The sequence below is a fragment of the Paractinoplanes deccanensis genome, from assembly GCF_016862115.1.
Lineage (GTDB): Bacteria > Actinomycetota > Actinomycetes > Mycobacteriales > Micromonosporaceae > Actinoplanes > Actinoplanes deccanensis.
In genome coordinates, this window is sequence record NZ_BOMI01000006.1 from 40763 (window position 1) to 58978 (window position 18216).

General features: G+C 72.7%; 18 protein-coding genes. 4 read left to right on the forward strand and 14 right to left on the reverse strand.

Going from position 1 to position 18216, the window contains the following annotated elements:
- Positions 1-7 precede the first annotated feature (7 nt).
- The 6 genes from Ade02nite_RS02310 to Ade02nite_RS02335 form a co-directional block, all read right to left on the reverse strand.
- Positions 8-1180, reverse strand: a complete 1173-nt coding sequence (locus tag Ade02nite_RS02310) for a Pecanex-like protein 1 (protein WP_203759792.1) — start codon at positions 1178-1180, stop codon at positions 8-10.
- 41 nt (positions 1181-1221) lie between these two features.
- Entirely contained in the window at positions 1222-2010 is a 789-nt protein-coding gene (locus tag Ade02nite_RS02315; protein WP_203759793.1) for a DUF4142 domain-containing protein, read from the reverse strand.
- A 125-nt stretch (positions 2011-2135) separates the two neighbouring features.
- Positions 2136-2849 (reverse strand): COG4315 family predicted lipoprotein, encoded by a 714-nt coding sequence (locus tag Ade02nite_RS02320; protein WP_203759852.1) that lies wholly within the window; start codon positions 2847-2849, stop codon positions 2136-2138.
- 227 nt (positions 2850-3076) lie between these two features.
- Positions 3077-3850, reverse strand: coding sequence for an anti-sigma factor family protein (locus Ade02nite_RS02325; RefSeq protein WP_203759794.1), 774 nt, complete (start codon positions 3848-3850; stop codon positions 3077-3079).
- Positions 3847-4530, reverse strand: coding sequence for a sigma-70 family RNA polymerase sigma factor (locus tag Ade02nite_RS02330; protein WP_203759795.1), 684 nt, complete (start codon positions 4528-4530; stop codon positions 3847-3849). Before Ade02nite_RS02330 ends, Ade02nite_RS02325 begins: the two co-directional genes overlap by 4 nt.
- A 455-nt stretch (positions 4531-4985) precedes the next feature.
- Positions 4986-5816 (reverse strand): class I SAM-dependent methyltransferase, encoded by an 831-nt coding sequence (locus Ade02nite_RS02335; RefSeq protein ID WP_203759796.1) that lies wholly within the window; start codon positions 5814-5816, stop codon positions 4986-4988.
- Positions 5817-5868: 52 nt separating this feature from the next.
- Here Ade02nite_RS02335 and Ade02nite_RS02340 point away from each other — a divergent pair, with 52 nt between their 5' ends.
- Positions 5869-6555: a TetR/AcrR family transcriptional regulator gene (locus Ade02nite_RS02340; RefSeq protein WP_203759797.1), complete on the forward strand. Its 687-nt coding sequence runs from the start codon at positions 5869-5871 to the stop codon at positions 6553-6555.
- 13 nt (positions 6556-6568) lie between these two features.
- On the opposite strand, the gene Ade02nite_RS02345 is transcribed toward Ade02nite_RS02340, so the two are convergent.
- The 3 genes from Ade02nite_RS02345 to Ade02nite_RS02355 form a co-directional block, all read right to left on the reverse strand.
- Entirely contained in the window at positions 6569-7099 is a 531-nt protein-coding gene (locus Ade02nite_RS02345) for a GrpB family protein (RefSeq protein WP_203759798.1), read from the reverse strand.
- Positions 7100-7126: 27 nt separating this feature from the next.
- Entirely contained in the window at positions 7127-7843 is a 717-nt protein-coding gene (gene bioD / locus Ade02nite_RS02350; RefSeq protein WP_239168471.1) for a dethiobiotin synthase, read from the reverse strand.
- A 1502-nt stretch (positions 7844-9345) separates the two neighbouring features.
- Entirely contained in the window at positions 9346-10479 is a 1134-nt protein-coding gene (locus Ade02nite_RS02355) for an 8-amino-7-oxononanoate synthase (RefSeq protein WP_203759799.1), read from the reverse strand.
- 84 nt (positions 10480-10563) lie between these two features.
- Here Ade02nite_RS02355 and bioB point away from each other — a divergent pair, with 84 nt between their 5' ends.
- Both bioB and bsaP read left to right on the forward strand, forming a co-directional pair.
- On the forward strand, positions 10564-11559 hold the full coding sequence (gene bioB, locus Ade02nite_RS02360; protein WP_203759800.1) for a biotin synthase BioB: 996 nt from the start codon (positions 10564-10566) through the stop codon (positions 11557-11559).
- An 8-nt stretch (positions 11560-11567) separates the two neighbouring features.
- Positions 11568-11744, forward strand: a complete 177-nt coding sequence (bsaP, locus tag Ade02nite_RS02365) for a biotin synthase auxiliary protein BsaP (RefSeq protein ID WP_203759801.1) — start codon at positions 11568-11570, stop codon at positions 11742-11744.
- On the opposite strand, the gene Ade02nite_RS02370 is transcribed toward bsaP, so the two are convergent.
- The 5 genes from Ade02nite_RS02370 to Ade02nite_RS02390 all read right to left on the reverse strand — a co-directional run bounded on the left by Ade02nite_RS02370 (position 11741) and on the right by Ade02nite_RS02390 (position 16195).
- Positions 11741-12787 carry a GNAT family N-acetyltransferase gene (locus Ade02nite_RS02370; protein ID WP_203759802.1) on the reverse strand — a complete coding sequence of 349 codons (1047 nt, stop codon included), beginning with the start codon at positions 12785-12787 and terminating at the stop codon, positions 11741-11743. The genes bsaP and Ade02nite_RS02370 overlap by 4 nt on opposite strands.
- Before the next feature lie 121 nt (positions 12788-12908).
- Positions 12909-13625, reverse strand: coding sequence for an ACT domain-containing protein (locus tag Ade02nite_RS02375; protein ID WP_203759803.1), 717 nt, complete (start codon positions 13623-13625; stop codon positions 12909-12911).
- 309 nt (positions 13626-13934) lie between these two features.
- The gene (locus Ade02nite_RS02380) at positions 13935-14651 is read right to left on the reverse strand and encodes an SDR family NAD(P)-dependent oxidoreductase (protein ID WP_203759804.1); all 717 of its coding nucleotides are present in this window, start codon (positions 14649-14651) and stop codon (positions 13935-13937) included.
- 21 nt (positions 14652-14672) lie between these two features.
- Positions 14673-15605, reverse strand: coding sequence for a CU044_5270 family protein (locus Ade02nite_RS02385; RefSeq protein ID WP_203759805.1), 933 nt, complete (start codon positions 15603-15605; stop codon positions 14673-14675).
- Positions 15602-16195 carry an RNA polymerase sigma factor gene (locus Ade02nite_RS02390; RefSeq protein ID WP_239168467.1) on the reverse strand — a complete coding sequence of 198 codons (594 nt, stop codon included), beginning with the start codon at positions 16193-16195 and terminating at the stop codon, positions 15602-15604. Before Ade02nite_RS02390 ends, Ade02nite_RS02385 begins: the two co-directional genes overlap by 4 nt.
- 222 nt (positions 16196-16417) lie before the next feature.
- On the opposite strand from Ade02nite_RS02390, the gene Ade02nite_RS02395 reads away from it, so the two are divergent.
- Positions 16418-18208, forward strand: coding sequence for an ATP-binding protein (locus Ade02nite_RS02395; protein ID WP_239168468.1), 1791 nt, complete (start codon positions 16418-16420; stop codon positions 18206-18208).
- Positions 18209-18216 lie beyond the last annotated feature (8 nt).

Below are 18216 nucleotides of genomic sequence, written 5' to 3' on the forward strand. Positions count from 1 at the left end.
TCGCTCGTTAGCGCCGGCCGCTGCGGACCGTGATCCGCACGGCGTCGTACGCGGGGATCTGGTTCGCCCGCTGCATCATCGGGATGCGGTGCGAGCCGTCACCGGCCCACGAGGCGCACTGCGCGATGCCGTTGTTGGGCAGGCCGGGCACCTGGATCTGCACGGAGTCCGGCGTCGCGCCGCCCCGGCTGTCCTCGGTCGCCACGAAGAACGCGGGGACCGGGTCCGGCGCCGGCGCCGCGTTGGTGCTCTCCAGCATCCGGCAGGCGGTGTGGAAGTGACCGCGGACCAGGCCGTTCTGCAGGACCGAGCTCTCCACGTAGTAGCCACCCTGGCCGGCCGCGAGGAAGCGGTCACGGATCAGGTTGCGGGTGCTGACGGTCAGCGTGAACGGGGTGTTCGGCGCGACCTGGCGCGGCGCCTGCGTGATCAGCAGGGTCGGGTTGTTCGCGGCCTCGCCGACCTCACCGAACTCGGTGGAGACGCAGCGGTTGCCGTTCTGGAAGCCGTCGTGCGGGGTCAGCTGGCTGGTGTCGCAGCTGTTGGTCAGGATGCCGAGGCCGGCGCCGGGCGGCGGCGTGGTGTCGGTCGGGTCCGGAGCGGGCTGCTCACCCTGGTCGCCGCCGTTGTCGCCCTGGCCCTGGTCGCCGCCGTTGTCGCCCTGGCCCTGGTCGCCGCCGTTCTCGCCGCCGTTGTTGCCCTCCTCCGCGGGGGCGCTCTCGGTCGGGTCGCCGGCGGGCGCGCTCGGGTCCTCCGCGGGCGCGCTGGGGTCGCCGGCGGCGGGCTCGTTGGTCGCCGGCGAGGTGGGCGGGGTGGTGGCCTCGTCGTCCTCGTTGTTGCCGACGTTGTTCATCACCCAGTCGCGGCACCGCTGACGCAGTGTCGAGACCGACACCGTCTCGCCCGCACCGTCGTCCGCGTGCTGGGTCACCGTGCCGTTGTTGGTGGTGTAGGTGCCCTTGCGCGTCTTGGTGGAGAGCTCCGACCGCGGTGGCGCCTGGATGCGGTCACAGGCGCTGAGCGCCTTGCGCTGGTTCCGGTCGGTGCTCGCGTTGGAGACCTGAGTGACGGTCACGATGCCGCCGAAGGCGACCAGCGTGGCAGCCACCGCGATGATCCGGCGCTTGCCGCTGAACCAGTTGTTGCTCCTGGAGGCGCGCCGGTACTTGGACCTTCGCATGGGTGAACCTTTCTCTTACGCGACTCGGACGGCGGCTGGGGCTACCGCGCCCGGAAGATGCGCATGGTCGTGATGACGCCGGCCACGAGGGCGACGGCGAGGACAAGGAGGATCACGGTGGTGTTGACGCCTGGTACGCCGCTGTTGGTGCTGGCGGCTTGGAGCATCTGCCCGTCCACCGGAACCGGCCCCTTGCCGGCGTTCGCGGGGGCGGGAGCTGTGGGCAGCGAGCCGTAGTCGACGATCCCGCTGCTCTCCAGGAGCGTCATGTGGGTCATGACGAACTGATTGGTCGCCTGGGCGAGCTTGCGCACGGTGTCGTTGCGCGTCGAGGAGCGGATCGTCGCGATCGCCGGGAAGATCTTGCCGTGCGCGGCGCGGAGCCGGTCGATGAAGATCTGGTCGAACTGCGTGGCGTTGGCCTCACGCATCTCCGTCAACCAGAACTGCTGGTCGCTGTTCGGCTGGTTGGGCAGGTCGATGCCGAGCTTCTTGGCCGCCGCGCGGTCGAGGGCGTCGAGCGTCACGTGCTGCGCCGCGATGGCCTTGCCGATCGCGACGATGCGCGGATCGTTCGACTTCTGCTGGGCCATGTTGCCGGCCGGGATCTCCCAGAGGCCGGCGAGACGGACCTTGATGACGAAGTCCTTGTCCGCCGCCGAGACCGCGCCGTAGCCCTTGTCGGGCAGGCCGGACGGCCCCGGCACCGGGACGCCGTCACCACCGGCGGCGCGGGCCGGGGTGACGGGGGCGATCAGGAAGGCCAGAATCGCCGCCGAAATGCCCACCAGCAACCGCGACGGTCGCCGCGAATTCCGAGTGGTAAGCATTTTCTTCAACCTCCGATTAGCGAATTCTTAGGAGACGATTAAGTCGGTGAGAGTTATTCACGACGGTGGAGACCACGTGATCATGCTGCGGCCCAGCGAGGCTCGAGGTCGGTCGTGAACAACCCTCAGTAGCTGTAGTCGCCGCCGGCGCTGCCCGCATCGCTCGCGCCGCCCGCGTCGCTCGATTCCGCGTCGTCCGCCGGCGGGGCGACCGCCTTGGAGACCGCGGGCAGGCAGGTGAGGTTCTTGGCGCCGTCCGGCTGGATCACGAACCACTTGCCGGCGACGTTCTGGCCCTTCCACGCGTGCGGCTTGGTGTCGCCGATGTAGGTGTAGAGCGGCCAGCCCTTGAGCGTCAGCTGCTTCGAGCCGTCGGCGCGCGTGATCGTCCCGACCAGCTTGGAGTCGACGCCCTTGAGGGTCGGCTTGCCGTCGGTGGTCAGCGCGGGCGGCCACACCTTGGCGCAGTCACCGTCGCAGTTGGACTTCGCCGGGCTGTTCGTGTCGCTGTCGAAGCGGTACAGCACCTGCTGGTTCTCGTTCTCGACGACCTTGCCCATCCGGGCGACCTTGGTGCCGGTGAGCGTGTTGGTCTCGTCCTCCTCGCTCAGCTCCGGCGCCGCGTTCTCGGACCCGGGCGGCGCGGTGGCGTCCGGGTCGGCCTCGGCGTTGGGGTCGCTCGTGGCGTTCGGGTCGGCGGTGGCGCCCGGGGTGGCCGCGGCCTCCGCGGCGGCGGGCTCGGCGGCGTTGCCGTAGTCCGCGGCGGCGTTGTCGCCGTATCCAGCCGGGGCGCAGCCGGGCAGTGCGAACGCCGCGGCGATGGCGGCGCCGACAACCATCAACTTTCGCTTCTCCGGTACCACGTGGACCCTCCATGGGTTTTGCTGCGTCTGGCGTTTCCGGGCAGTAGTACGCGCCGGGGATCGTGGAGGGTTGAAAAAAGCGCCGATCAATTTCCCAGAATTTTGTTTGAACCGTTCGGCCGCCGCCTACGTACCAGCAACTCACCCACGGACAGAAAAAGGGCCCGGCCAGAACGGCCGGGCCCATTTCCGTGATTAGTCGATTACGGAACGCGCACCAGGGTGTCGCCGGAGGGGACCTCCTGCACCTGCACGTGCGCGATGTCGGCCCGCGGCGTCGCGGTGACCGCCTGCAGCAGCAGCGGCTGCGAGTTGGCCGCGGTGCCCCAGCCCTTGGTGCCGACCGTCCACGAGACGAGCGGCTCGGTGGTGCCGTCGGTGTGCACGGCGACCAGGCGGCAGGTCTTCGGCCCGGTGATGTTGGAGATGGCGAACTGGATCTGGGTGCCGAAGTCCTTCTGCTCGAAGGCGACCGAGGCCTGCACACCGGTGCGCGGGTCGGAGCCGTCGAACCGCTCGCCGGTGAGGTCGGGGCCACCGATGCCCGGGCCGTCGCCGGCGTTGGGCAGCGGGTCGGTCTGGGTGCTGCCACCACTCTGGGCGGTCGTGTTCGACGGGGTGCTGCCCTGGTCGCCGATGACCTGGCCGCCCACGAAGAACGCGCCGATCGACAGCATCGCGAAGATGACGACGGCCGCGGCCAGCGAGTAGAGCCGCCGGCTGTTGGCGCGGTGGCGCTCGTGCGCGACCTCGCCGATCACCTTTTGCAGCATGTAGCCGTCGCGCCGGGTCTCCTCGGCGGCGATCACCGACGGCCCGTCGACGTCGGCGAGCAGGTCGGCGACCTCGACGAACGACTCCAGCTCGTACGCGCAGCGCGGGCACTCGATGAGGTGGTCCTCGAAGCGCTCGGCGTCGCGGGCGTCGAGCACGCCCAGCGCGTACGACGCCACGTCGAAGTGGTCTTCCTGTGTCATTCCGTCACCCCCCGCTGCTGCAACGCAGTACGCAGCGCACGCAGAGCGTAGTACACACGTGACTTGGCGGTGCCCAGCGGAAGGCCGAGCTTCTCCGCCGCTTCGGGCACCGTGCGGCCCCGGAAGTACGTCTCGATGAGGATCTCGCGGTGCGACTGGCTGAGCTCGCGCAGCGCGTCGGAGACGGTCATCGACTGGAGCACGCGGTCGGTGTCGTCGGCCGTGCTGGGGAAGCTCTCCAGCTCGCGGTCGTACGTCTCGGCCGGCCGGGCGCTGGCGCTGCGGTGGTCGTCGATCGCGATCCGCCGGGCGACGGTCACCAGCCACGGGCGCAGCGACTGCTGGCCCTGCGCGCCGAGCCGGTGCGCGTTGCGCCAGGCCCGCAGCAGGGTCTCCTGCACGATGTCCTCGGCGCGCTGCCGGTCACCACCGGTCAGGCGCAGCACGAACATCAGCAGCGGGCCGGCGTGCTCCTCGTAGAGCATCCGGACCAGAGTGTCCTCGTGACCGGGGCCGCTCGAGGGCGCAGCCTCGTGCCGCGGCGCCTGCCGGGGGATCACCGAACCACCATCGCCCACACCACGGCTCCCGTCGAGTGACTGCCACCGTCCACCGGAACGCTGTTGTGTCATCAGGCCAACCCCGCCCGGCGCCAGCCGATCCTCGGCCACCGCATGCATCGATACCTCCGCCCGGAGCTTTCCCCGTCGCCTGAGATACGGCCGGGGACCGCCCTCGGGATCAACGCGGCCGGGAAATTTTTCGGGAGCGGTCTCAAACGGTCCTCCGAGTCACGGGGGCGCACGGGCAGACGATCAAAATTCATCGATCTGCGCCGATATGACTGCCAGGGCAGCCGAATAATACTCAGCCACACCGGTCCCATGAAACGTCGTTCTGAGCAGCACCGACGCACTGCGCGTGCGGCATTACCGCTAAGTAGTTTCCCGCCTCCGCAGCGTTCCCGTCCCATATTCTGGGAGCGCTCCCAGACACCCGCCGCGCCCGCAACTGGGCCGTTCAGGCGATGTCTGACCGACATCCGGCCCGTTCGAGCGATCCCTGCCTGGTCGATCCGGGTTGGCGGCTTCTGTCCCTTTTGGCGACCAACCGCTTTTTCCGTACGCCGCGTCGCTCACACCCGGCGCCGCGCGCCTCTTAAGACGCGGGCGGCGCGGACCGCGGTCACCGCCACGGTCGCGAAGCTCGTCACGAAGCTGCCGCCCAGCGCGTCGATCGCCTCGCCCGTCGCGGCCACCAGCTCGGCGAGCTTGCCGGCGGGCAGCGTCGTGTGCGCACCCTGGGTCGGCACCTGGTCGAGCCACTCGTCGCGGCTGTAGACGTGCTCCCAGTCGTACCGCCAACGCTCCTGTTCGCCGAAGACCCCGGCGGCCCGCATGCCGTCGGCCGCGCGGTCGAGCATGGACGAATAGATCTGCGCCGCCGACGCCGACGACCGATACGCCTTGGTCATCGGACTCTCCGGCAGCAGCCGCTCGTACACCCGCGCGAACGCCTCGGCCGCCTCCGGCGAGGGCTGTCCCGCGTTCCAGAACAGCGCCAGCCGTCCACCGTCACGCAGCGCCTGCCCGGCCTTGGCCGCGCCCGCCACCGGATCGACCCAGTGCCAGGTCTGCCCCGCCACCACCGCGTCGAAGAGCCGCCCGGCCGGCTCCCACCGCTCGACGGTCGACACCTCGACCTCGAACCCGTCCCGCCGGCAGAACTCCGCCATCCGCGGATCGGGCTCGACGCCGAGCACCCGGCACCCGCGCTCGCGAAGCCCTCGAGCCACGATCCCCGTGCCGATCCCGACGTCGAGCACGGCGGGCCCCGGGCTCTCCGCCACGACCCGGTCGAGCAGCGCCTCCGGGTAGCGCGGACGGGTCCGGTCGTACCTCCCCGGGTCGATCCCGAACGACTCGGCGATCTGCCGCTGCTGGTGAAGCTCAGGCTGAGTGGGCATGCGCCCACTCTAGTGGGCAAGCGCCCACTCGGCCACCCGGCAAAATGAAGGGATGCCGACCGGTGTGGCCCTGCGCGACGTACGCCAACAGCTCTTCGACGCCGCCGAACGCGTCCTGCTGCGCGACGGCGCCAACGCCCTCACCAGCCGCGCCGTCACCACCGAGGCGGGCGTGGCCAAGGGCGTGCTGCACCGCCACTTCACCGACTTCGACGACTTCCTGGCCGACCTGGTCGAGGACCGCATAGCCCGCCTGGCCGTCCAGGCCGACGACCTGCGCGCCACGGCCGGCACCGGCTCGGTGGTCAGGAACGTCAGCGAGGCCCTCACCCGGGTCTTCAGCTCGGTGGCCCCCGGCATCGTCCCCCTGATCATCGCCCGCGACGGCCTGCGCGCCCGGCTGCGCCGCACCCGCCCCACCGGCATCCCCCTGCTCAGTGAGGCGGGCGCGATGCTGGCCTCCTACCTGAAAGCCGAGCAGAGCACGGCCCGCGTCGCCCAGGATGCCGACGTGGACACCCTGGCCCTCACCATGATCGGCACCGCCCACCTGGTCTTCGCGGGCCACGAGGGCACCCCACCCGACCCCGCCGACGTGGACAGGCTGATCACCTCGGTGCTGTCCGCGGCCCTCCGCGACGACGAGGCCGCAGCCCGCCCCCCACACGGCCCGCCCTCCCCCGAGCCCGGGGACAGCACCAACCGCGCCGACGCGCCAACCGGACCCGGCTCACCGTGACGGCGGCAGCGCCCTAGCCCTCCCACACATCTACTCGCGGGAGCCCGCGCTCCGCCCGAGCCGCGTCGACCATGCGCTGGATGAGCTCCGTCTTCCCCCGGGTGTACGCGTCCGCCTCGTGCCCCGCCGCGGCCAGCGAGCGCTTGAGCCGTACGTACTCCTCCCGATGTCCCTCGTGACGCAGCAGGTGGTCGCGGAGGATGCGCTCGTTGCGGGTGTCCCAGCTGTCCACGGTGACCACGTGCAGGTGGACGACCAGTTCGCCGGCCCGCGTGCGCCGGTAGAACAGCCTCCCCGGCATGCCCACGTCGACGCGCCGATAGCCGAGTCCGGCGAGCGTCTCCTCGCGTTCCTCGACCGCGCCCAGTTCCTGGGTCGCCACCATCACGTCGATCACCGGCTTGGCGGCCAGGCCGGGTACGGACGTGCTGCCGATGTGCTCCGCCACGGCGACGAGCCCGGGCAGGGCGGCGGTCACCTCGCCGATGACCCGGGCCGCCGCCTCGGCCCACGCCGGGTCGTAGTCACGTATCTCGATCGCCATGACGCGACCCTAACGAGCCGCGCCCGTCTAGTGGTGCCCGTCGCCCGTCTCCTCGGCCCACACCCGCCAGTTGTCGAGCACGCCGTACAGGGACGGGGTCAGCCAGCCGGGAGCCGACCGCCGGAAGACACCCGGGTCCATGCGCCCCGCGCCGGCGGGCAGGGCGCCGAGCAGATGCGGGACCATGTCGCTGAGGTTCGCCCAGTGCACCAGGTCGGGGTTGGCCGGCCAGGCGCCGATGACGACGCCGGCCGGGATGCCGCGCCGGTTGAGGGCCTCCAGTGTGAGCGCCGTGTGGTTGAGCGTGCCCAGCCCGGCCCGCGCCACGACGATCGTGCTCACGCCGAGGGCGGTGGCGAGGTCGGCGACGGTCCAAGGTTCACCCGACGGCCGCACGCCCATCGGCACCAACAGTCCGCCCGCACCCTCGACAAGCACCAGGTCGTGCTTGTCGGCCTCGGCGCGGATGGCGTCCACGACCTCGTAGAGCTCCAACGGCGGCATCGAGGCGATCGTCGCCGCCGCGAGGGGCGCCATGGGTTCCGGATATTCGGCCAGCGTCCGAGCCGTGTCCGGTCCCGCCAGCCGGCTGATGACCTCGATGTCCGTGGGCGCACCCGTGGCGATGCCCGTCTGCCCGGGCTTGATGACGGCGACCCGCAGCCCCGAAGCCTGCGCGGCGGCAGCCACCGCGGCCGTGACGATCGTCTTGCCGACATCGGTGTCCGTGCCCGTGACGAGCACGACCCCACGCCACTCCCCCGACGCGGCCCTCCGCGGCGCGGCCTGCGCGGTCGGCGCCGTCTGAGCAGCGAGCTCCGCCGAGATCTCCGCCCCGAGCGCTTCCCCACTGGGCAGCTCCTCCGCCCCCAGCGGCGCCGGCGACACGGGCAAACCCTCAGACCCAGGCTCCCCCGGTACGCCGGGAGCGGGCGAAACAGGCGCAGTCCCGGGCGCGGGCGCCACCGGCGCGGGCTCAACGGGCACCGTCGGTCCGTCCGCCCCCACCTGCTCGGCCGACGGACCGCCCCGCTTCTCGTGCTCGGCCAGACTCTCCGCCGGCAGAGTCGGCCGCCCGCCCGGCGAAGCCGCCTCGCTCCCGGACGCCGCGCGCCCGTCCCGCCGAGCCACCTGCTCCGCAGACACCACACGCCCGTCGGGCACCCCGCGCCCGTCCCGCCGAGCCACCTGCTCCTCCGGCGCCGCGTGTTCGCCGCGCCCAAAAGGCGGCCCCGCCACACGATCGTCCCGCCCGGTGGTGCTCTCCCCCGGGAGCGGTGCCTGGTCGCCGAGCCCGGAAGCCGGCCCCGCCGACCCCGTCACGGCATCCATGACCGACGCGGCGCCCGCATCCGGATCGGTAGCCGGCTCACGTTCGGCCGGGGCAGCGTCCGCACTTGGTTCCACCACGCCGGATGCGTCCCGGTCGCTCGAGTCACCCGCGCGCGGCACTGCGGCACTCACCGGCATCGCAGCAGCCACAGCCGGCGTCGGCGCCGGCCCTCGGTGGACAGAACGTTCGTTCTCCCCCCGAGCCGTTGCCGCTTCGGCCCCGACAGAACGTCCGACGACGACCGAAGCGTCGACACCAGCCGAAGCCGAGACCCCCGTCGAGGCGGCAGCCCCAGCCGAAGCCGAGACACCCGCCGAGGCGGCAGCCCCAGCCGAAGCCGAGACACCCGCCGAGGCGGCAGCCCCAACCGAAGCCGAGACACCCGCCGAAGTGACAGCACCACCGGACCCGGAAGCACCCCCCAACGCCGACGCACCGGGCGAGGCCGCAGCACCACCCGACGCCAAGGCACTGGCGAAGGTGACAGCACCACCCGACGCGAACGCACCGGCGGAAGTGACAGCATCAGCCGGCCCCGAGGCACCCTCGGACGCCGAGGCATCGGCCGAGGCGGCGGCACCAACGGGCGCCGAGGCGTCGACCGATGCGGAAGAGCCGGCGGGAGCGCCGACATCGGCCACCTCACCCGAACCGGTGACCGATGTGGAAACGTCGGCCGACTCGGAGCGAGACGCACCCGCGCTGCGTGGCAGCGTGCCGGGCGCAGGCTCCGCCAGGACGGCGGGAAGGGCCGGCGAAACCGCAGGCTCCGAGCCGCCCGGCAACGACCGGAACGTGAAACCCTTCCACCCCGTCAGCACCACATTTGCGGCCGGGAGGCGGGTCACCACCTCGGTGACGTCCACCGAGGACGGCGAGAGCGGGGATGAGCGGGCAGGGCGGGACTTGCTGTTCACGGGGAGCACTCCACGATCACGTCCAAAGCGCGGGCGAAGTCGAGGTCGGTCACGCCGGCGTTGAGGGTCAGGCGCAGGCGGGACGAGCCGTCGGGGGTGGACGGCGGGCGGAAGCAGCCTACGGCGACGCCCCGGTCGCGGCAGTCGGCGGCCCATGCCAGGGCGGCGTCGGGGCCGGGGGCCAGGACGGACAGGACGCCGGCGGCGGGGGTGGCCACCTCGAACCCGGCGGCGCCCAGGCGCGCCACCGCCTGGGAGGCCCGGGCGGCCAGCAGCGCGCGGCGGTCGTCGGCGGCCCGGGCTATGCGCAGGGCCTCGTGCACTCCGGCCGCGACGCCCGGCGGCAGCGCCGTGTCGTAGATGAACGTGCGGCCGGTGTCGACCAGGTGGCGGACGAACTGCGCCGGGCCGGCGATCACCCCGCCGGCGCCGCCGAGCGACTTCGAGAGGGTCGCGGTGACGACCACGTCGGAGCGGCCGGCCAGTCCCGCCGCCGCCACGCCGCCCGCACCCTCGGAGCCGAGCAGGCCGAGGGCGTGCGCGTCGTCCACCAGCAACAGGGCGCCGCGCGCCGCGGTCACCTCGTGCAGCTCGGCCAGCGGGGCCAGGTCACCGTCGACGGAGAAGACCGACTCGGTCACCACCACCGCGCGGCCGCCGTGGGTGTCGAGGATCGACGCGACCGACGCGGGCGAGTTGTGCGGGGCGACGACCGTCTTGGTGCCGGCCATCTTGCAGCCGTCGATCAGGGACGCGTGGTTGTAGGCGTCCGAGACGATGACGTCGCAGAGGGCGGCGAGACCTCGCACGGCGGCGAGGTTTGCCAGGTAGCCCGAGGAGAACACCAGCGCCGCGGGCGCGCCGAGCCACTCGGCCAGCGCCGCCTCGAGCTCGGCGTGGGCCTCGGTCGATCCGCGCACCAGCCGGGAGCCGGTCGCTCCCAGACCGTACGACGAAAGGGCCCGAGCGGAAGCCTCGATCACCCGGGGGTGGGCGGAGAGCCCGAGGTAGTCGTTGCCGGCCAGATCGACGGCGGAGCCGGCGGCCGGGCGAGGCCGCAGCCGACGGGTGAGACCCGCCTTGGCCCTGCCCTCGGCCAGGCGATCAAGCTCCTCCAGCCAGCCCGACAAGACACCTCCAGCGATCACGAGAAGGGGAAACTATCACCCACCACCGACAGTCCTACCGGGCGCGAAGGTCTGTAGGGTACGGGCATGGCAGCGATCCTCGAGAATGCCCGTGTCCAGGTCCTGTCCGACGGCACCGGCCTCGACGAGGGTCAGATCCTCGAGGTGTTGCGCCTGCCCGACGAGGCCCTGCCCGACCTCCTTCAGCTCGCTCACGACGTACGCATGAGGTGGTGTGGTCCCGAGGTCGAGGTCGAGGGCATCGTCTCGCTCAAGACCGGCGGCTGCCCCGAGGACTGTCACTTCTGCTCGCAGTCGGGGCTGTTCGCCTCGCCGGTGCGGTCGGTGTGGCTCGACATTCCGTCGCTCGTGGAGGCCGCCCGGCAGACCGCCGCGACCGGCGCCACCGAGTTCTGCATCGTGGCCGCCGTGCGCGGGCCCGACGAGCGGCTGATGGCCCAGATGCGCGAGGGCGTCAAGGCGATCCGCGAGGCCGTGGACATCCAGGTCGCGGCCAGCCTCGGCATGCTCACCCAGGAGCAGGTCGGCGAGCTGGTCGAGATGGGCGTCCACCGCTACAACCACAACCTCGAGACCTGCCGTTCCTTCTTCCCGCGCGTGGTCACCACCCATACGTGGGAGGAGCGCTGGAGCACCCTGCGGATGGTGCGCGACTCCGGCATGGAGGTCTGCTGCGGCGGCATCCTCGGCCTCGGCGAGTCGATCGAGCAGCGCGCGGAGTTCGCGGCGCAGCTCGCCGAGCTAGACCCGCACGAGGTGCCGATGAACTTCCTCAACCCGCGCCCGGGCACCCCGCTCGGCGATCAGCCGGTGGTCGAGGGCCGGGACGCGTTGCGCGCCATCGCCGCCTTCCGGCTGGCGATGCCCCGCACCATCCTGCGGTACGCGGGCGGCCGCGAGATCACGCTCGGCGACCTGGGCACGCGGGACGGCCTGCTCGGCGGCATCAACGCGGTGATCGTCGGCAACTACCTGACCACCCTCGGCCGCCCCGCCACCGAGGACCTGGCCCTGCTCGAGGACCTCAAGATGCCGGTCAAGGCCCTCTCCGCGACGCTGTAGGGGCCGGCATGTTCTGCGATCGGTGCGGCGAGCCCGCCGCCGAGGGTGACCACCTCGCCTGCGAGCGTGCCCGCGCCCTGGAACCGCCGCGCTACTGCGCGCTGTGCCGCCGCCGCATGAAGGTGCAGGTGGTGCCGGCCGGGTGGACGGCCACCTGCGTCGAGCACGGCACGCGCAGCTCCTAGGAGACCGCGGGGGTCTCTTCGCCCACCGGGCGCTCGGCCGGGACCGGCAGGGTGACGCTGACCATGGTGCCGTCGCGCTCGGCCGGGCCGGCGCCGAGGCGGCGCAGGGTGCGCAGCATGGCGACGTTGTCGGCGGCGGCGTGGGCCTCGACCGCGGCGATGCCGCTGCGCTCGGCGTGGGCGAGCAGGCGGCGCAGCAGGGCCGTGCCGATGCCGCGGCGCTGCCAGCCGTCCTCGACCAGGATCGCGATCTCGCCGAGGTCGCCCTCGGTGAGCAGGTTGGCCATCGCCACCACGCGGTCGCCGGCGACGGCCAGCAGGGTGCGGCCGGCGCCGGACGGCTCGAGCAGGCGGCGCAGCCGCGCGTCGGCCGGGCGGCCGCCGCCGAGGTAGCGGCGCTGGAGGGTGGCCGCGGAGCTGCGCTGGTGGAGCCGGCGCACGCCCTCGAGGTCGTCGGCGGTGGCCTGGCGCACGGTCAGCTCGGCGCCGTCGGCCAGCAGCAGCGTGGACTGCTCGCGCTGCCGGCGCAGCAGCGCGCCGGAGAGCTCGACCAGCGCCTGGGCCCGCGCGTATTCGGCCGGGGTGAACGCCGGGGCGCCGCGCAGCACCTCGAAGGAGCCGCCGGCCGGGTCGGCCAGCCGCATGCGCTCGTCGTCGTGGCCGGGGCGGCCGGCCAGCGGCTCGGGACGCCAGCGCACCTCGGTGGCGTCGAGCAGCGCGACCAGCGCCTCGCCCAGCGTGTCGGGCTCGTGCACCAGGCGGCCCGCCAGCGCGAGGGCCCGGGTGGGCTGGTCGGCGAGGCCCTGCGCCTCGGCGCGGGCCACGAAGGCGTTGCGGCCGCGGCCCTTGGCGATCGCGGTGAGCAACTCGGTCTCGGTCATCGAGTCGGGCGCGTCGACGAGGAAGTCGTCGACCGCGCCCGCCTCGGTGGTGTGCACCTGGACGGCCAGAATGTTGACCGACCGCAGGGCGAGGCTCGCGGTCAGTACGGAGAGGTAGCCCGGCCGGTCGTCGACCGTTGCCCGGATCCGCCACAGCGCCATGTCCGGCACTCCCTTCTCGCCCCGGCAGAGGCGGCGAGTCACATCAGCTGTACCAACGCCAATACTGCCCCGCGGGTGTTAACCGGACATTGCTCAAGCTGGGATTTCGATGCGAGTCCTGTCACAAGGGGTTTGCCACGGCGGGCACGCCGGCCGTGTCGAGGCGGTCACCGAGGATCACGGCGGCCGCGCGGACCAACTGGGCCACCCGGTCGACCTCGGTGACGTGGAAGGCGGCCGCGGGCAGCTCGTCGTCGTCCGAGCGGGCCACCACGAGCACCAGGCCGGCGCGGCCGAACGGCGCCACCGCGTACCGCGTCTTGTCGGGACCGGTCAGTGGGCGGGCGCGCAGCGGTGTGACCTCGGGCAGCTGGAGCGGGGAGGGGGCACGCCAGCTCGCGTACGCCACGGCGGGCTCGCTCGGCAGCGGCCGGGGAGCGCCGGTGCGCGAGGCCCAGTCGGCCGGGACGACCGCGGCGGCGGCCCAGTCCGCGGCGAGCAGCCCGGGCACCGCGTCGACCAGCGTGGCGAGGCCGTCGGCCGGGTTGGCGGCGACCTGGGCGAGCAGCTCGGCGTCGTGCCCTCCGTTGACGGGCGCGCCGATCGCCTTCCAGACGCCGTCGACCTGCACGCCCGGGATGGCGGCGAGACCGGCGAGGAGGCGCTCCACGCGGGAGGCGCCCGGCCAGACGACGGTGAAGTCGTCGACGGCCCGGCCGCCGAGTCGCTCCAGCACGACGACCTGGACGATGTCCGCGCCGGCGACGCCGAGCGTGCGCGCCACCTGGCCGAGGGCACCGGGACGGTCCGGCAGGGTGACTCGAACCCGCAGCAACATGCAACTCCTCCCGTCGTCGGACGGCACGACTGGTTGCCGTCCTCGGCATACAGGCTGCCAACTTGGCATTTCGCACCGGTTGCGCTGCCGTGTCCCGATCGTCAATCCCCCTCAGCCTAGACAGACGCGGGTCACGCGCGACGGACCATGTGGGCGACGGGGAAGAACGGTCGGTAACCGGTATCGTCGGGGCGTGATCTGCCGAGCCTGCCGCGAGAAGCAGCACGACAAGTGCCGCGGCGGTTCCTGGTGCGACTGCCAGCACCGCCCGCCCGAGCCGACGCCGCCCGCGACCGGCTCGCCGGGCCCCTAGGCCTCGTTGCGCCGAAAGGCCGTGTCCCCCGGGATCGTCAGGAACAGCGGCCCGGCGAAACCGGGCTCCAGCGCATCGGCCACGTAGGCGCCCACGTCGCGCCCGGTGAGCCAGCCCGGCTCGATCTCGCCGCCGTCCCAGTCGTCGGTGACGATCGGCGTGTAGACGTCGACCTCGTGCAGCCGGACCGCCCGGCCGGCCAGCTCGGCCTCGAGCACCCGCATCATCATGGCCTGTGCCGCCCCGGTGACCGAGATCGGCCCGGAGCCGGCGACGGCCAGCACCGAGGCGATGCCGCCGAGCGTCAGATAGACCGCGCCGGGCCGGTCGGCCACCGCCGGCAGGAACGCCCGCGCCACCATGAAGTGGCTGGTCAGGTTGTCCGCGAGGATCCGCTGCCAGACGGCCGGGTCGAGCTCGGCCAGCGCCGCGCCCTCCCACCACTCGCCGAGCGAGGCCACCACCGCGTCGATCGGCCCCAGCTCGGCCGCGATCGCGTCGCGCAGCCGCTCGGCGTCCGCCAGGTCCGAGATGTCGCCGGCGAACCCGTGCAGGCGATCCGACGCGACCTTGTCCCGCAGGCGCGCGAGCCGCGCCGGGTTGCGCGACGGCACGGCGACGATCGCACCCCGCTCGATCAGCGCCTGCACCACCACCGTCCCGGCGCGGCCCGTGCCGCCCGCCACGACGTGCACGCGCCCGCTGAGAGTCATCGGGCAACCGTACCGGCCGGGTCAGGGCAGCCGGTCGACGATCTCCACCTTCAGCTGGGCGGTCCAGCCGATCACCGTGTTCTTCGGGTACGGCGGCACGTCACCCACGACCACGTCGCGTTCACCCAGGAAGCGGTACGTGCGCGCGTCGAAGATGATGTCGTGCCGGGTCCCCTGGTCGGTGCGGGAGACCGCGATGCCCTTGCGCCCCGCGAGGTCGGCGCCGCGCACCACGGTCGTGCCCGGGATGGTCGCCGCCGCCTCGTAGAGCGCCGCGGCCGCGTCCGGCCGCAGGTAGTGCTCGCGCAGCGTGTCGCCGACCTTGGTGAACGCGGCCCGGTCGGCCGGGTTCTTCGTGTCGTTGCCGGCGTAGAGGTAGTCGCGCATCGCGGCCTTGTCGGCCGGCAGGTCGCCCAGGTATCCGGGAGTCCCCGCGTCGAGCGGCAGGTTGTCGTTGAGGTGCGGATCGACGGCGCCCGGCTCGACCGGCTTCTCCCGCAGCAGGCCGGTCCGGCTGCCGTCCGCGGAGAGCCACACCTCGCGCCGCTTCTCCACCGGTGCGAGGTATGCGGTGGAGCCGTCCTTCGGCGCGCCGCCGGCCCAGGCGACCAGCGAGGTCACGTGCACGAACTGGCCGGGCCGCACGGTCAGCGCCGGTTCCTGGCGCGCCTCGGCCGCCGCGAGGAGGAACACCTGCGCGGCCTCCGAGCGGGTGGCCGTCGTGGCCGTGCCCGGCGCCGGCGGGGCGTCCGGCCGCGCGACCGCCGCGCCGACAGCGACGGCGGCGGCCAGCGCGCCGGCCGGGGCCAGCCCCCAGATCCAGCGCTTCGAGCGCGACCGCGCGGGGGTGGCCGGCGCGGCCCGGAACATCGCCGCGCGGGAGTCGGCCAGCGTGGCCGGCGAGGGCGGTGCGACGTCCGCACGGAAGTCGCGCATCAGGTCGAGGTCGTTCATCCGTCGATCCCGTCTGTGAGGTCGAGCTGGGGGAAGTCGTGCAGGGCGGCCCGCACCCGCTTGCGGGCGCTGTGCAGCCGCGACCGGACGGTGCCGACCGGGATGTCCAGCGCGCGGGCCACCTCGGGGTAGCTCAGCTGGGCCTGGCTGATCAGGGTCAGCACCTCGCGCTCGCCCAGCGGCAGCTCGGCGAGCACGGCGGCCAGGGCCCGGACGTGGCCGGCCGCGGCGACCCGGGCCAGCACCCGGTCGTCGGCGGCGGCGAGCGCCGGGTCGATGCCGGTGCGGGCCAGCGCCCGGTACTGCCGGACCTCCGCCCGCTGGTGGCCGCGGAGCAGGTTCGCCGCGATGCCGTAGAGCCAGGGCAGCGCGTCGGGCCGGCTCAGGTCGTACGTCTCCCGGCCGCGGAACGCGATCAGGAAGGTCTCACCCATGAGGTCGTCGGCGAGGGTGTGGCCGACCCGGCGGGACAGGTAGCGGTGGATCGCCCCGGCGTGCCGGTCGAAGATCGCGCCGAAGGCCTCGGGCTGCCGGGCGGAGAGCCGGATCAGGTCACCGTCGCTCAGCTCGGTCACCGGTTCGGCGCTCACGTCGGCTCCGGGGGCTCGAGATGTCTCATGCGTGCCTCTCTGCGTCGGGTGCTTGCGTCACCCCGCCTTTGGCCGATCGGCGGCAATCGGTTCACTCGATCGGGCGCGCCTCCCCCGCGTGAGCAAGATCTTGTGGATAACTCTGTGTATGAGCACCAGAAGTTGTGGACAACGCGTGCCAACCGACGCCGCGTGCGCCTTCTGTCGTACCCCTGGTGCACGATGATCGGCGTGTCTGACGAAGCTGCCCTTCCCCGCGGCGGAAAACAAAATGACAAATCGGACGTGGACCCCGTCGGGCGGGTTCTGGGTACCGCTGATGCCACCCCGCTGCAGTTCTGGACGGCCGTGACCCCGGGCAGCTACCTGCAGCTCGACGACGTCGTGGTCACCACCCGCGATCTGCCGGACCGCGAACCGGTCACGATCGCCGGCGTGGTCACCCAGGTGCGTGCCCGGCACGAGGGCGCCCAGTTCGACTCCGACGTCTTCGCGATCGCCGACGGCACGCTCCCGGCGATGGTGCAGGAGGCGGCCGAGATCACCACCACCAGGGTCGACCCGGAGCTGTACGTTCCGCCCGCGCCCGGCGCCGTGGTGCACCGCGCCTCCGGCGAGGCCCGCGACGCCGCCCTGCACTTCGACCGCATGGAACGGCGCATCCCGATGGGCACCGGCCGCGACGGCGTCCCGGTCTTCCTCAACGCCGACTTCCTCGACGGCACCCGCGGCGCCCACGTCTCCATCTCCGGCATCTCCGGCGTCGCCACCAAGACCAGTTTCGCGACGTTCCTGCTCTACTCGGTCTTCCGCTCGGGCCAGCTGGGCGCCGACGGCGCCAACGCCCGCGCGCTGATCTTCAACGTCAAGGGCGAGGACCTGCTCTTCCTCGACCACCCCAACACCAAGCTCGACGACACCACCGGGGCCGCCTACAAGCTCCTCGAGCTGCCGGCGAACCCTTTCCCCGACGTGCGGGTGTACGCTCCGCCGCGCGCCGGCGACTCCTCCGGCGCCCCCGACGTCAGCAGCCGCCTCACCGGGGTCGACGCGTTCTACTGGACGCTCGAGGAGTTCTGCTCGGCCCGCCTGCTGCCCTACGTGTTCGCCGACGCCGACGACGAGCGCCAGCAGTACACGATGGTGGTCCACTCGGTCACCGCCCACCTGCACCGGCACGCCGTGCCCGCCGAGGGCGGCATCAGCATCGACGGCCGCCGCATCGGGTCCTACGGCGACCTGGTCGACCACATCGTCGAGCAGCTCACCGACGACGACACCCGCTCCACCTGGGCGGGCAGCGCGGTCAACATGGGCACCGTCAACGCGTTCGCCCGGCGCCTGATCGGCAGCAAGCGCGACCTGTCCCGGCTGATCCGCGGCGACCTGGCCCAGCGCCGCCCGCACCAGATCAAGACCGCCGAGTCGGCCCAGGTCACCGTCGTCGACCTGCACAACCTGCCGGACCGCGCGCAGCGGTTCGTGGTCGGCGTGACGCTCAAGACCGAGTTCGAGGAGAAGGAGAAGGCCGGCACCGGCCGCCCGCTGCTCTTCGTGGTCCTCGACGAGCTCAACAAGTACGCGCCGCGCGAGGGCACCTCGCCGATCAAGGAGGTGCTGCTCGACATCGCCGAGCGCGGGCGCTCGCTCGGCGTCATCCTGATCGGCGCTCAGCAGACCGCGAGCGAGGTCGAGCGGCGCATCGTGACCAACTCGGCGATCCGCGTCGTCGGCCGGCTCGACCCGGCCGAGGCGGCCCGCCCCGAGTACGGTTTCCTGCCGCCCGCGATGCGCCAGCGCGCCCTGCTCGCCCGGCCGGGCACGATGTTCGTCAACCAGCCCGACATCCCGGTGCCGCTCTGCGTGGAGTTTCCCTTCCCCGCCTGGGCCACCCGCAAGTCGGAGTCGGGCCCGCCCCCGTCGTCCACCATGAAGTCGATCGTCCAGGGCGCCGACCCGTTCGCCGTAGTGGGCGGACGCGGCGGTTCGCCGGACGACGACATCCCGTTCTAGGGTTCTGC

Coding starts and splice junctions, on each gene's coding strand:
- Ade02nite_RS02315 (WP_203759793.1), bottom strand. CDS start 2,010: ATGCTTACCACTCGGAATTCGCGGCGACCGTCGCGGTTGCTGGTGGGC.
- bsaP (WP_203759801.1), top strand. CDS start 11,568: ATGTTCTGCGATCGGTGCGGCGAGCCCGCCGCCGAGGGTGACCACCTC.
- Ade02nite_RS02330 (WP_203759795.1), bottom strand. CDS start 4,530: ATGCATGCGGTGGCCGAGGATCGGCTGGCGCCGGGCGGGGTTGGCCTG.
- Ade02nite_RS02325 (WP_203759794.1), bottom strand. CDS start 3,850: ATGACACAGGAAGACCACTTCGACGTGGCGTCGTACGCGCTGGGCGTG.
- Ade02nite_RS02310 (WP_203759792.1), bottom strand. CDS start 1,180: ATGCGAAGGTCCAAGTACCGGCGCGCCTCCAGGAGCAACAACTGGTTC.
- Ade02nite_RS02375 (WP_203759803.1), bottom strand. CDS start 13,625: ATGTTGCTGCGGGTTCGAGTCACCCTGCCGGACCGTCCCGGTGCCCTC.
- Ade02nite_RS02340 (WP_203759797.1), top strand. CDS start 5,869: ATGCCGACCGGTGTGGCCCTGCGCGACGTACGCCAACAGCTCTTCGAC.
- Ade02nite_RS02335 (WP_203759796.1), bottom strand. CDS start 5,816: ATGCCCACTCAGCCTGAGCTTCACCAGCAGCGGCAGATCGCCGAGTCG.
- Ade02nite_RS02395 (WP_239168468.1), top strand. CDS start 16,418: ATGATCGGCGTGTCTGACGAAGCTGCCCTTCCCCGCGGCGGAAAACAA.
- bioB (WP_203759800.1), top strand. CDS start 10,564: ATGGCAGCGATCCTCGAGAATGCCCGTGTCCAGGTCCTGTCCGACGGC.
- Ade02nite_RS02380 (WP_203759804.1), bottom strand. CDS start 14,651: ATGACTCTCAGCGGGCGCGTGCACGTCGTGGCGGGCGGCACGGGCCGC.
- Ade02nite_RS02345 (WP_203759798.1), bottom strand. CDS start 7,099: ATGGCGATCGAGATACGTGACTACGACCCGGCGTGGGCCGAGGCGGCG.
- Ade02nite_RS02370 (WP_203759802.1), bottom strand. CDS start 12,787: ATGGCGCTGTGGCGGATCCGGGCAACGGTCGACGACCGGCCGGGCTAC.
- Ade02nite_RS02320 (WP_203759852.1), bottom strand. CDS start 2,849: ATGGTTGTCGGCGCCGCCATCGCCGCGGCGTTCGCACTGCCCGGCTGC.
- Ade02nite_RS02385 (WP_203759805.1), bottom strand. CDS start 15,605: ATGAACGACCTCGACCTGATGCGCGACTTCCGTGCGGACGTCGCACCG.